Here is a 12,313-nt window from a genome sequence, read left to right as displayed (position 1 = left end):
CGGGTGCCTGGGTGCTGGCGCCGCCGACGCTACGGGCGGGACGTCGGTCCCGCCCGCCACGGGCCGGAGGGCCCGGGGCGGGGCGGGTGCTCGGGGTGGGGCGGGTGCTCGGGGTGGGGTGGGTGCTCGGGGTGGGGCGGGTGGTCGGGGTGGGGCGGGTGGTAGGGGCGGGGCGGGTGTTGAGGTGGGACAGCTGGGCGTGGGCGACCGCACACCGCTCTCCCGTGCTCGCGCGGGTCCGGGCTGGGAGGGTGTGCGGAGCGGTGGAACGTCCCCGGTCGGCACCGGGGCGGCAGGGAGCAGGTGGTCATCGGTGGTCGCAGGACGCCGACGGGGTGGACGGCGTCCGGAGCAGGCGGCACCGGAGCCGGTGCACCTGCCCGAGCCGGACGAGCGGGAGGCCTACCGGGTCCTGGACTTCGCGCTCCGCGCCGGGGAGGTGCTCCTCTCCGGCGGGGTCGGGGCCGCCGACGTCACGGCCACGCTCGTGCTCCTGGCGCGCGCCTGCGGGCTGGACCGGGTGGTCTGCGAGGTCACGTTCACCTCCATCACCCTCACCTACGTGCGGGCCTCGGACGTCGCGCCGGTGACCAGCGTGCGGCTGGTCCAGGTCCGTGCCCCCGACCACACCCGGGTGACCGAGGTCGACAACCTGGTCACCGACCTGGTGCAGCAGCGGGTCACCCCGGAGCAGGCGATGACCCGGCTGGAGGAGATCCGCCGGGCCCGGCACCCCTACCGGCGCTGGGCGGTCACCGCCTCCCGGGCCGCGCTCGCGGCGGCGATCGCGGTGCTCCTCGGTGGCGGGGCGCTCGTCACCGTGGCGGCCTTCGCCACCACGGTGGTGGTCGACCGGATCGCCGGTGCGCTGGGGGCGCGCGGGCTGCCCGACTTCTACGCCAACCTGCTGGGCGCGGCCTTCGCGACCACCGTCGCCATGGGGCTCATCGCCGCCGAGCTCGACGTCCGGCCCTCCCTGGTGGTGGCCAGCGGGATCGTGCTGCTGCTGCCGGGGATCACCCTGGTGGGCTCGGTGCAGGACGCGATCAGCGGTTTCCTGCTCACCGCCAGCGCCCGCGCCTTCGAGGTGTTCGTGCTGGCCGCCGGGATCGTCGCCGGGGTGGCCGGCGTGCTCTCCGTCGCCGACCGGCTCGGGGTCAGCCTCGCGGTCAACCAGCCGCCGGAGACCGGGCTGGCCGACCTGCCCGCCCAGTTCCTCGCCGCCGGTGTCGCCGCGGCCGCGGCCGCGGCCGGCAACTACGCACCCCGGCGGACGATCCCCGCGGCCGCGGTGGCCGGGGCGCTGGGCTGGGGCGCGTTCCGCGGGCTGGACCACCTGGACCTGAACCCGGCGCTGTCCACCGGGGTGGCCGCCGTCGTCCTCGGGCTCGGCGCCTACGTCTTCGCGCACCGGCAGCGGGTGCCACCGATCGTCCTGGTCGCCGCCGGGATCATCCCGCTGCTGCCCGGGCTCACCATCTACCGCGGCATGCTCTTCCTGGCCAGCGGGGACACCGGTACGGGCTTCCTGCTGCTGAGCCAGGCCACCTCGATCGGGCTCGCGCTGGCCGCGGGCGTGATCCTGGGCAGCTTCCTCGCCCAGCCGGCCCGCCGGGAGCTGCAGCGCGTCGAGCGGCGGATCGGCGGGCCGCGCATGGTCGGTGCGCTGCGCCGTCGGAAGGCCTGACCGGGCGCGGTTTCACCAGGCCACCGCCGGGCAGGTGCACAGCGCACCGGTGCCCGTCCGGACCGCCCGAGCGCCCCCGCGGAGCGCCGCCGTCCGGACCGGCACCCCCAGCCGACGACGGGAGACCCCCATGGCCATCGCCACCACCGACCCGACCACCGGGCAGACGCTGAGGACCTTCGACCCGCTCACCGACGAGCAGCTGGAGGAGGCGCTGGCCCGGGCCGCGGCGGCGGCGCGCAGCTACCGGCTGACCCCGGTCGAGGACCGGGTGCGCTGGCTGCGCGCGGCGGCCGACGCCCTGGACGCCGACACCGACGACGTCGCCGAGCTGATGACCACCGAGATGGGCAAGACGCTCACGGCGGCGAAGGCCGAGATCGGCAAGTGCGCCGCCGCGCTGCGCTGGTACGCCGAGCACGGCCCCACCCTGCTGGAGCCGGAGCCCAAGGACGCCGGTGCGGTCGGTGCCGAGCAGGCCTACGTCACGTACCAGCCGATCGGCGTGGTGCTGGCCGTCATGCCGTGGAACTTCCCGCTGTGGCAGGCGATGCGCTTCGCCGCCCCGGCGCTGATGGCCGGCAACGTCGGCCTGCTCAAGCACGCCAGCAACGTGCCGCAGACCGCGCTGTACCTGGCCGAGCTCTTCCGCAAGGCGGGCTTCCCGGACGACGTGTTCCAGACCCTGCTCATCGGGTCGGGCACCATCGAGCGGGTGCTGCGCGACGACCGGGTCGCCGCGGCCACCCTCACCGGCAGCGCCCCCGCCGGGCAGTCGGTGGCCGCGATCGCCGGTGACGTGCTGAAGAAGACGGTGCTGGAGCTCGGCGGCGCCGACCCGTTCATCGTGATGCCCTCGGCCGACCTGGACCGGGCCGCCGACGTCGCGGTCACCGCGCGCTGCCAGAACAACGGGCAGAGCTGCATCGCGGCCAAGCGGTTCTTCGTGCACCGCGACGTCGCCGAGGAGTTCACCCGGCTGTTCGCCGAGAAGCTCGCCGCGCTGCCGGTCGGTGACCCGCGCGACCCGGCGACGAAGGTCGGGCCGCTGGCCACCGAGTCCGGCCGGGACGACGTCGAGGCCTACGTCGCCGACGCGGTCGAGAAGGGGGCCACCGTCGTCGTCGGCGGCCAGCGCCCGGACCGGCCCGGCTGGTTCTACCCGCCGACGCTGCTGACCGGCATCACCCCGGAGATGCGGGTCTACGACGAGGAGGTGTTCGGCCCGGTGGCCGCGCTGTTCACCGTCGACAGCCTGGGCGAGGCGATCGAGATCGCCAACGGCCACCCCTACGGACTGGGCTCCAACCTGTGGAGCGAGGACGAGGGCGAGCGGGCGGAGTTCGTCCGGGACATCGCCGCGGGCATGGCGTTCGTCAACGGGATGACCACCAGCTACCCGGAGCTGCCCTTCGGCGGGGTGAAGCAGAGCGGCTACGGCCGGGAGCTCACCGAGCTGGGCATGCGGGAGTTCATGAACGCCAAGACCGTCTGGGTCGGGCCGCGCAGCGACCAGCAGTCCTCGGGCGACACCGCCACCGCCTCGGAGTAGCCCCCAGGGGCGGACATGGCCATCATCACCCCGCCGAGCGGGGGCGGTGATGGCCATGTCCGCCCGGTCAGGCCGGGCGGGGTGGGGCGCCGACGCCGGCGACGGCGCCGCGCAGGCACACGGGCAGCACGCCCGCCCCGTCGTCGCGCACCCAGTCGACCAGCGCCGCGGTGCGCTCGGCGCTCTGCGTCTCTGCCAGCCAGAGCGCCGGCCCGGCCGCCCGGGCGTCCGGGGCGCGCCGGGCGACGCCGACCACGGCGGCCCGGTCGCAGGCGCCGACGCACTCCGCGGTCACCAGCACCGCGCCGGAGGTCTCCCGGACCGCGGCCGCCAGCCGCGGCACGCTGTCCTCGGTACCGGCCAGCCGGCGCAGCCCGGCGCACCGGTGGCCGGTGCAGACCGCGACCACGGGGCCGCCGCGGTCCGAGGTCACCGCAGGAGACCCGGCTGGGCGGCGGCCACGGCTCAGCCCTCCCGGCGGGCGCCGCGCGCCCGGGCGCCGTAGCGCTGGTTGAACCGCTCGACCCGGCCGGCCGTGTCCAGCACCCGCTGGTTGCCGGTCCAGAACGGGTGGGAGGCAGCACTGATCTCGACGTTGACCACGGGCAGCGTCTCGCCGTCCAGCTCGATGGTCTGGTCGCTGCCGACGGTGGAGCGGGTGCGGTAGGTCGCCCCGCTGGCGGTGTCCCGGAAGACGACCGTGCGGTACCCGGGGTGGATCCCGTCCTTCATCAGGGGTGTTCCTCTCGGTCGGTGACGTGCAGATCCGTGGGGGTGGAGGCCTCGCAGGGGTCCTCGTGCCACTCGCCGAAGGGGTCCGGCCAGGTGGCCCACAGGTCGGGGCCGGCGGCCAGTTCGGCGTCGGTGAGCAGCGCGGCGAAGAGGGTCGTGGTGATCGCCATCGGCGACTGGCGGTGGGTCAGCACGACCAGCTGCACGTCGCGGTCGCCGAACACCGGGTCCCAGCGCAGCGCCGCGGCCGCCGCCCGCTGCGGGTCGACCTGCGCCCACAGCTCCGCGTCGTCGCCGAGGGTGTCCAGCCACGGGCCGGCGTCCCCGACCCGCAGTCCGCCGCCGGCGGACTCCAGCCAGACCGCGCGGTCGTGCTGGGTGGCCAGCCAGAGCCGGCCCCGGGTGCGGACGACGCCGTCGAGCAGCACGTCGAGGGCGTCGTGCAGCCGCTCGGGGTGGAACGGGCGGTCGGCGGCGAACCGCACCAGGCCCACGCCGGCGTCCTCGTCCAGCGGCGGCTGCCCGGCCAGCAGCGGGTCGTGCGGCGAGGAGACCCGGCCGCGGCGGGCGTCACGGGGGAGCGCGGTCAGCAGCGCGTCGGGGTGGACGGCGCCCAGGCGGGCCCGGGGCACCCCGGGCAGCAGCCGGTCCAGCACCGCGGTCAGCCGGGCGCCGGACCACGCGTCCGCCGGCTGGCCGGCCACCAGCACCGCGTCGGCGGACTCCACCTGCCCGATCGCGACCTGGGCCAGGGTGCGCTCGTCGTCGGCGGTGGCCGCCAGCCCGACGTCGGCCATGGCCTCCTCGCCGGTGGCGGCGTCGAACCAGCTGCCCGCGTCCAGCGCGGCGAGCACGCCGGTGACCTGCACCGAGTCGCCCGCGGTCTCCGTCCCCCCGTCGTCCGGCAGGTCGTCGAGGACGACGTTCTCGATCGACCAGCACAGGTGCTCCGGCTCCAGTGCGGGATCCAGCTCCAGCACGACGCGGGACACGTCCGGACGCCGGCCCAGCGTGCGCAGCAGGGGCAGCAGGTCCAGCCGGAGGGTGCAGGACAGGCAGCCGTGGGCCAGCTCGATGGCGGCGACGTGCTCGGTGACGCCGTGGGGCCCGGCCTCGCGCAGGGTCCGGACCACGACGCCGCCGTCCAGGCCGGAGACGTCGTGGTGCACGACGACGGTGCCGGGCCGGTCGAGCAGTGGCGTGGCGGCCCGGGCGGTGAGCTCCCGGGACAGGCCGGTGACGAGCACCAGGGAGGTGCGGGGTGCGGTCATGCCGATCACCCTAGCTGCAAACGGGAACCATTCCCAGCTAGGGTGGTCTGCGATCCGACTCCCCACAGACGCAAGGAGCACCTTCCGTGGCCACCTACTGCGAGGTGACCGGCCGCCGTCCTGCCTTCGGCAAGACCGTGAGCCACTCGCACCGGCGCACCAGCCGCCGCGTCGACCCGAACCTGCAGTCCAGGCGGTTCTTCCTGCCCAGCGAGAACCGCTGGATCCGGCTCACCGTCTCCACCAAGGGCATCAAGACCATCGACGTCCAGGGCATCGAGGCGGTCGTCGGGCGGATCCGGGCCACCGACCCCGATGCCCGCCGTCGGCTGGGTGCCGGGCGGAGGGACGCCTGATGGCCCGCGGCACCGACGTCCGCCCGATCATCAAGCTCACGTCCACCGCCGGCACCGGCTACACGTACGTGACCCGGAAGAACCGGCGCAACGACCCGGACCGGCTCGTGCTGAAGAAGTACGACCCGCGGATCCGCCGGCACGTCGACTTCCGCGAGGAGCGCTGAGATGGCCAAGAAGTCCATGATCGCCAAGGACCGGCAGCGCCGGGAGGTCGTCGCGCGGTACGCCGAGCGGCGTGCCCAGCTGAGGGACGCCGTCCGCACGGCGGCCACCGGGGAGGAGCGCGCCGCGGCGCAGGCCGCCCTGCAGCGGTTGCCGCGCGACGCCAGCCCCACGCGGCTGCGCAACCGCGACGTCGCCGACGGCCGGCCGCGCGGTCACCTGCGGAAGTTCGGCCTGTCCCGGGTCCGTTTCCGGCAGATGGCGCACAACGGCGAGCTGCCCGGCATCACGAAGAGCTCCTGGTGAAGCCGGCCCGCCCCCGGCCGCGGAAGAAGCGGGAGCTGCCCGAGCCCTTCGTCTGGCACGACGTGCAGGTGCTGCGCTCGTTCATCTCCGACCGCGGCAAGATCCGCGCCCGCCGGGTCACCGGCCTGTCGCCGAAACAGCACCGCACGGTGGCGGCGGCGATCAAGAGCGCCCGCGAGATGGCGCTGCTGCCCTACCCGTCGAAGGGGCGGTGAGGGCATGTCCGACTGCTGTTCGCCGCGGGGCTGCAGCGCCCCCGCCCCGGTCCCGCCGGTGGCTCCGCCGGGCACCGTGCCCGACCGGCGCAACCGCGCCGAGCGCCGCCGGGACGCCCGTCAGTCCAAGCGCTGAGTTCCGAGCGCTGCGGCCGGTCTCCGCGGCCTGCCGCTGGCAGCCGAGCGCCGTCCGTCCTACCGCACCACCACCTCGGGAGCACCGCTCCTCGAGGCCCCGACCCTGTTGAGAGAAGGCACGACCATGTCCTCGTCCCGGTCCCGCCCCTGGGCCGTCCTCACCGCCGGAGCCTTGGCGCTCGCGCTCGCCGGCTGCGGCCTCGACGGCGGCGACGCCGACGCCGGCGAGGCCAGCGGCGACGCGCAGGTGCTCCGGGTGGCGCTCGCCGACCCGGAGGCGTCGCTGTCGGTGCAGGACTACACGACCTCGTCCTTCACCGTGCTGGACCAGGTCTTCGAGCCGCTGGTCCGCTACACCGCCGACGGCGACTTCGCCCCGGCGCTGGCCGAGTCCTGGGAGATCAGCGACGACGGCCTGACCATGACCTTCGCGCTGCGGCCGGGCGTCACCTTCACCGACGGCACCCCGTTCGACGCCGACGTCGCCCGTGCTGACCTGCTCCGCTGGGTGGAGGACCCGGACAACGGCTTCCTGGGGCTGACCGGCGTCACCGAGTCGATCGAGGCCACCGACGACACCACGATCACCTGGCGGCTGAGCCAGCCCTACCACCCCGCACTCAACGAGCTGGCGCTCACCCGGCCGGTGCGGTTCACCAGCCCGGCGGCCGCCGAGGGTGAACCGGTCGGCACCGGCCCGTACCAGGTCGAGTCGCTGGACGAGCAGCGGATCGTCCTGGTGCCCAACGACGACTGGTGGGGCGGCACGCCGTCGCCGGACCGGCTGGAGTTCGCCGTCATCCCCGACGCCGCCGCCCGGGTCGCCGCACTGCAGGCCGACGAGGTCGACGTGATCGGCGGGGAGTACACCGCGCCGCTCGCGCTGGAGGAGGCCGCCGCGCTGGAGGCCACCGACGGGGTGCAGGTGCTGACCGCCGAGTCCACCACCAACCTGCTGCTGACGGTCAACGCCGACACCGGCAACCCCGCGCTCGCCGACCCGGCGGTGCGGCGGGCGATGGACCTCGCGCTCGACCGGCCGGGCATCGCCGAGGGGCTGTTCGAGGGCCGGGCCACGGCGGCCACCACCGTCTTCCCGGCGAACGTCCCCTACGGCCCCGACCCCGAGCCGGCGGGTGCTGCCGACACCGCGGCTGCGGAGGAGCTGCTGGACCAGGCGGGCTGGACCGGCGAGGGGGTGCGCAGCAAGGACGGCGTCCCGCTGCAGCTGGACCTGGTCCTCGACCCCGGGCTGCTGCCACAGGCGACGGCGCTGAGCCAGGTCGTCGCCGACCAGCTGGGCGCGGTCGGCATCGGCGTGACGATCGACCGGCTGGACAGCACCGCCTACGGCACCGCGGTGTCCGCGCGCGACTTCGACCTGCGCTTCTACGCCACCTACGGGGCGCCCTACGACCCCTACAGCACGCTGACGGCGAACTTCCGCAGCGTGCAGGAAGGGCACCTGTTCGCCTCCCCGGAGCTCGACGAGCAGATCCCGGTGGCGCTGGCCGCGGCTGACGAGGAGAGCCGGCAGGCGGCGTTCGACGCGATCTGGACGACGCTGGCGGAGCAGACCGCCGCCGTCCCGCTGGTGCAGCTGCCCCGGCAGTGGGCGGTGCGCGACACGGTGCGGGGGTTCGAGCTCGGCGCCACCGAGTACGACCTGCCGCTGACCGACGTGACCGTCACCGGCTGATGCCGGTGGGGCGCTCCTGGGTCGCGGCGGCCGGCCGGTCGGCCGGCCGCCGCGCCGGTGAGGGCGTCGCCGTCCTGCTCGTGGTGTCGCTGCTGACCTTCGGCCTGCTGACGGTGGCCGCCGGGGACGCCGCGACCGCCATCGTGCTCGCCCGCGAGGGCACGGTCACCGCCGGGACGGTGGCGCGGGTGCGGGCCGAGCTGGGCCTGGACCTGCCGGCGCCGGTCCGCTACCTGCACGGGCTCACCGGCCTGCTCACCGGTGACCTGGGCGCCTCGGCCCGCACCGGCCGGGACGTCGCGGGGGAGGTCGCCACCCGGCTCGGGCCGACGATCACCCTGGCCACCGCGGGCGCGGTCGTCGCCGTCGTGCTCGGGCTGGGCGCCGGGGTGCTGGCGGCGGGCACCCGGCGACGGGTGGTCCGGCTGCCGATCCGGCTGGGCTCCCTCGGGCTGCTGTCGGTGCCCGCCTTCGCCCTCGCCCAGCTCGGCGTGCTGCTGTTCGCCCTGCAGTGGCGGCTGCTGCCGACCCAGGGGATCGCCGGCTGGCCGTCGCTGGTGCTGCCCGCCGCGGTGATCGGCCTGCCGCTGGCCGCGGTGCTCGCCCAGGTCACCGAGGCGCGGCTGCGCAGCACGCTGCGCGAGCCGTTCGTGACCACCGCCCGGGCGCGCGGGACGTCGCCGGTCCGGGTGCTGCTGGCCACCGCGCTGCCCAACGCGGCCGCGCCGCTGCTGGTGGTGGTCGGGGACGTGGTGGGCAGCGCGCTGGCCGCCACCGTGGTCGCGGAGACCGCCTTCGGCTGGCCGGGGATCGGGGACTACCTGGTGCGGGCGCTGCAGTTCCGCGACTGGTACCCGCTGCAGGCGGCCGTGCTGCTCGTCGCCGTCGGTGCGGTCTCCGCCCGCGGGCTGGCGGGGTCGCTGGCCGCCGTCGTCGACGCCCGGGCGGGGGTGCGGTCGTGAGGGCAGCGCCCCGGGCCGTGCCGCTGGCCGCCGCCGCGCTGCTCGCGCTGGTCGTGCTCGCCACGCTGCTCGGGCCGCTGCTCAGCCCGTGGTCACCGACCGCCACCGACCTCACCGCCGTCCGGCAGCGTCCCTCGGCCGAACACTGGCTGGGCACCGACCACCTGGGCCGCGACGAGCTGACCCGGCTGCTGGTGGCCGGCCGCACCTCGCTGGGCATCGTGCTGCTGACGGTGGCGATCGCGCTGCCGCTCGGCCTTGCCCTGGGGCTGCTGGCCGGGTGGCGGGGCGGCTGGGTGGACTCGCTGGTGCTGCGGGCCAGCGACGTCGTCGTCGCGGTGCCGGCGCTGCTGGTCGGGGTCGTGCTCGCGGGGGTGCTCGGCGGGGGTGTCGCGGGCCTGGTGCTGGCGCTGGCCGGCGGCGGCTGGGCGGCCTACACCCGGCTGGTGCGGATGGAGGTGCTGATGCGCCGGCACGGCGCGGTGGTGCAGGGCCTCACGCTGCTGGGGGCGCGGCCGGCCCGGGTGCTGGGCGGTCACCTGCTGCCGGCGGTCGCCGGGCCGGTGCTGGTGCTGGTCGGCACCGACGTCGCCGGGCTGGTGCTGGCGGTGTCGACGCTGAGCTTCCTCGGCCTCGGGGTGCGGCCGCCGGCTCCCGAGTGGGGCACGATGATCGTCGAGGCCCGCCCCTACCTGGCCAGTGATCCGCGGCTGTTCCTGCTGCCGGTGCTGGTGCTCGCGCTGGTCGTGCTGGCGGTGCTCGTGCTCGTGCGGCACGCCCAGGCCTGGACGACGCACGGCCGGTCGGCGGTTCGTGCGCCGGCACCGCGCCGGTCGCCGTCCGCACCGCCGGCCGGGGCTGCCGACGGTGTGCTCGTGGTGCGCGGGCTGACCGTGGAGCTGGCCGGGCCGGCGGGCCGGCGCCGGGTGGTCGACGGCGTGGACCTCGGCGTCGGCCGGGGCGAGGTGCTGGCGCTGGTGGGCGCGAGCGGGTCGGGCAAGACGCTGACCGCGGCGGCGCTGCTCGGCCTGCTGCCCGAGGGCGCCGGGGCGGTGGCCGGGGGGTCGGTGCGGCTGGCCGGGCGCGAGCTGGTCGGGACGCCGGAGCGGGAGCTGCGGCGGGTGCGGGGCGGGCAGGTGGCGCTGGTGCCGCAGGACGTCGGCGCCGCGCTGGACCCGCTGCGCCGGATCGGGCCGCAGGTGGCCGCGGCCGCCCGGCTGCACCGCGGACTCGACCGGGCCGCGGCCGCGGCGGTGGCCCGGGAGCTGCTCGTGTGGGCCGGGCTGCCCGACGTGGACCGGGTGCTGCGCGCCCGGCCGGCAGAGCTGTCCGGGGGCATGCGGCAGCGGGTGCTGGTCGCCGCGGCACTCGCCGGCGAGCCGGCGCTGCTGGTGGCCGACGAGCCGACCAGCGCGCTGGACGCCGGCACCGCCGGGCAGGTGCTGGCGCTGCTGGCCCGGGCGCGGGCCGAGCGCGGCACCGCCGTGCTGCTGGTCAGCCACGACCTGGGCCTGGTGGCCGCGCACGCCGACACGGTGGCGGTGCTGGACGCCGGGCGGGTCGTGGAGTCCGGGCCGGTGCGCGAGGTGCTGGACGCGCCGGCGCACCCGGTCACCCGCGCGCTGGTCGCCGCCGGCCACACCCCGGTCGCCGGACCCACCGCGGCGTCCCCGGGGGAGCCGCTGCTCCGCGTCGCGGACGTCGGCGTCCGGTACCCGGCCGCCCGCGGCCCGGCGCTCGCGGGGGTGTCGTTCACCGTGCCCCGCGGCGGCGGGCTGGGCGTGGTGGGGGAGTCCGGCAGCGGCAAGACGACCCTCGCCCGGGTGCTCACCGGGCTGCACCGGCCCGCCACCGGCAGCGTCGGGCTGGCCGGCACCCGCCCCGTCGCGGGGGACGGCCGCGCCCAGCTGGTGTTCCAGGACCCGGCGACCGCGCTGGACCCCCGCCAGCAGGTCGGCTCGGCGCTGTGCGAGGCGCTGCGGCTCGCCGCCCGGCGCGGGGTGACCGCCCGCCCCGACGTGCCGGCCCTGCTGGCCCGCGTCGGCCTGGCGCCGGACCTCGCCGACCGGCGCCCCTGGCAGCTGTCGGGCGGGCAGCAGCAGCGCGTGGCCATCGCCCGCGCCCTGGCCGCCGGCCCCGACCTGCTGGTGCTCGACGAACCGGTCAGCGCGCTGGACGCCGTCGTCCGCGCCGGCGTGCTCGACCTGCTGCGCAGCGTCCGGGCCGACGGCGTCGCGCTGGTCGTCGTCTCGCACGACCTCGCCGCGGTCGCCGCGCTCACCGACGAGCTGCTCGTGCTGCACCGGGGAGCCGTGGTCGACCACGGCCCCACGCCCGCCGTCCTCGCGGCGCTGGCGCACACCCCTGACCCTGCCCGCCCCGACCGGGGCGGCGCAGCACCACCCACCCTGGAGGAGATCCACCCGTGACCGACCAGCTCACCACCACCGACTGGCGCCGGCTGCTGCACGACTGGGACCGCCAGCAGAGCGGCTACCTGCGCCACCGCGAGGAGCGGTTCACCGCCGCGCTGGACGCGCTCGACGAGCTGGTCGGCGACCGGCTCGCCGCCGGCGGCACCGTGCTCGACCTGGCCTGCGGGCCGGGCTCGTTCGGCGCCCGGGTGCTCGAGCGGTTCCCGGCCGCCTCCGTCGTCGCCGTCGACATGGACCCGGTCCTGGTCGCCGTCGGGGCCGGCGCCCTCGGCGACGCCGACGGGCGGCTGCGCTGGGTCGACGCCGACCTGCGCGACCCGGGCTGGCCGCAGCGCCTGCCGGTCACCCAGGTGGACGCCGTGGTCAGCTCCACCGCGCTGCACTGGCTGTCCGCCGCGCAGCTGGCCGCCACCTACCGGCGGGTCGCCGCGCTGCTGCCGGCCGGCGGGGTGCTGGCCAACGCCGACAACATGGCCCACGGCCTCGGGCAGCCCGCGCTGACCCGGCTCTCCGAGGCGGCCGAGCGGCGCCGGGCGGAGCAGGCGTTCGGCGCCGACGGCGTGCCGGACTGGGACGCCTGGTGGTCCGCCGCACTGGCCGCGCCCGAGCTGGCCGGCGCGGTCGCGGAGCGGGAGCGCCGCAACGCCGCCGAGCGCGGGCCCGAGGACCACGAGCCCGGGACCCGGCTGACCAGCCTGCGGATGCACGAGGCAGCGCTCGCCGAGGCCGGCTTCAGCGAGATCGGCACGGTCTGGCAGGACCACGACGACCGGGTGCTGCTCGCCGTCCGCTGAG

Annotated in this window: 13 protein-coding genes; 10 read left to right on the top strand and 3 right to left on the bottom strand. The window is 76.7% G+C overall.

Features of this window, described 5'->3' with window-relative positions; translation table 11 throughout:
• The first annotated feature begins 313 nt into the window (after positions 1 to 313).
• Together JD78_RS08375 and JD78_RS08370 are read left to right on the top strand one after the other, a co-directional pair.
• Entirely contained in the window at positions 314 to 1,687 is a 1,374-nt protein-coding gene (locus JD78_RS08375; RefSeq protein ID WP_194290502.1) for a threonine/serine exporter family protein, read from the top strand.
• A gap of 130 nt (positions 1,688 to 1,817) precedes the next feature.
• The gene (locus JD78_RS08370) at positions 1,818 to 3,239 is read left to right on the top strand and encodes an NADP-dependent succinic semialdehyde dehydrogenase (protein WP_153361227.1); all 1,422 of its coding nucleotides are present in this window, start codon (positions 1,818 to 1,820) and stop codon (positions 3,237 to 3,239) included.
• Between the two features lie 67 nt (positions 3,240 to 3,306).
• On the opposite strand, the gene JD78_RS08365 is transcribed toward JD78_RS08370, so the two are convergent.
• The 3 genes from JD78_RS08365 to mrf are packed head-to-tail and all read right to left on the bottom strand — an operon-like array spanning position 3,307 to position 5,242.
• Positions 3,307 to 3,672, bottom strand: coding sequence for a hypothetical protein (locus tag JD78_RS08365; protein ID WP_153361226.1), 366 nt, complete (start codon positions 3,670 to 3,672; stop codon positions 3,307 to 3,309).
• 32 nt (positions 3,673 to 3,704) lie between these two features.
• Positions 3,705 to 3,971 carry a type B 50S ribosomal protein L31 gene (locus JD78_RS08360; protein WP_153361225.1) on the bottom strand — a complete coding sequence of 89 codons (267 nt, stop codon included), beginning with the start codon at positions 3,969 to 3,971 and terminating at the stop codon, positions 3,705 to 3,707.
• Positions 3,971 to 5,242: a ribosome hibernation factor-recruiting GTPase MRF gene (gene mrf, locus JD78_RS08355; RefSeq protein WP_153361224.1), complete on the bottom strand. Its 1,272-nt coding sequence runs from the start codon at positions 5,240 to 5,242 to the stop codon at positions 3,971 to 3,973. Before mrf ends, JD78_RS08360 begins: the two co-directional genes overlap by 1 nt.
• A gap of 86 nt (positions 5,243 to 5,328) precedes the next feature.
• On the opposite strand from mrf, the gene rpmB reads away from it, so the two are divergent.
• From rpmB to JD78_RS08315, 8 genes are all read left to right on the top strand, one after another.
• On the top strand, positions 5,329 to 5,598 hold the full coding sequence (rpmB, locus tag JD78_RS08350; RefSeq protein ID WP_153361223.1) for a 50S ribosomal protein L28: 270 nt from the start codon (positions 5,329 to 5,331) through the stop codon (positions 5,596 to 5,598).
• Complete coding sequence (rpmG, locus tag JD78_RS08345; RefSeq protein WP_153361222.1) at positions 5,598 to 5,765, top strand: 50S ribosomal protein L33; 168 nt, start codon at positions 5,598 to 5,600, stop codon at positions 5,763 to 5,765. The genes rpmB and rpmG overlap by 1 nt, the downstream gene beginning before the upstream one ends.
• A gap of 1 nt (position 5,766) precedes the next feature.
• The gene (rpsN, locus tag JD78_RS08340) at positions 5,767 to 6,069 is read left to right on the top strand and encodes a 30S ribosomal protein S14 (protein WP_153361221.1); all 303 of its coding nucleotides are present in this window, start codon (positions 5,767 to 5,769) and stop codon (positions 6,067 to 6,069) included.
• Entirely contained in the window at positions 6,066 to 6,284 is a 219-nt protein-coding gene (gene rpsR, locus JD78_RS08335) for a 30S ribosomal protein S18 (RefSeq protein WP_438861318.1), read from the top strand. Before rpsN ends, rpsR begins: the two co-directional genes overlap by 4 nt.
• A 262-nt stretch (positions 6,285 to 6,546) precedes the next feature.
• A complete protein-coding gene (locus JD78_RS08330) occupies positions 6,547 to 8,121 on the top strand; it encodes an ABC transporter substrate-binding protein (protein WP_153361219.1) in 1,575 nt (524 codons plus the stop codon).
• Positions 8,121 to 9,083 (top strand): ABC transporter permease, encoded by a 963-nt coding sequence (locus tag JD78_RS08325; protein ID WP_153361218.1) that lies wholly within the window; start codon positions 8,121 to 8,123, stop codon positions 9,081 to 9,083. Before JD78_RS08330 ends, JD78_RS08325 begins: the two co-directional genes overlap by 1 nt.
• On the top strand, positions 9,080 to 11,512 hold the full coding sequence (locus JD78_RS08320) for an ATP-binding cassette domain-containing protein (RefSeq protein ID WP_166521080.1): 2,433 nt from the start codon (positions 9,080 to 9,082) through the stop codon (positions 11,510 to 11,512). The genes JD78_RS08325 and JD78_RS08320 overlap by 4 nt, the downstream gene beginning before the upstream one ends.
• Positions 11,509 to 12,312 (top strand): class I SAM-dependent methyltransferase, encoded by an 804-nt coding sequence (locus JD78_RS08315; RefSeq protein WP_153361216.1) that lies wholly within the window; start codon positions 11,509 to 11,511, stop codon positions 12,310 to 12,312. The genes JD78_RS08320 and JD78_RS08315 overlap by 4 nt, the downstream gene beginning before the upstream one ends.
• The last annotated feature ends 1 nt before the right edge of the window (position 12,313 follow it).

The organism is Modestobacter roseus, from assembly GCF_007994135.1.
Lineage (GTDB): Bacteria > Actinomycetota > Actinomycetes > Mycobacteriales > Geodermatophilaceae > Modestobacter > Modestobacter roseus.
This window is presented reverse-complemented; position numbering and strand designations above follow the sequence as displayed.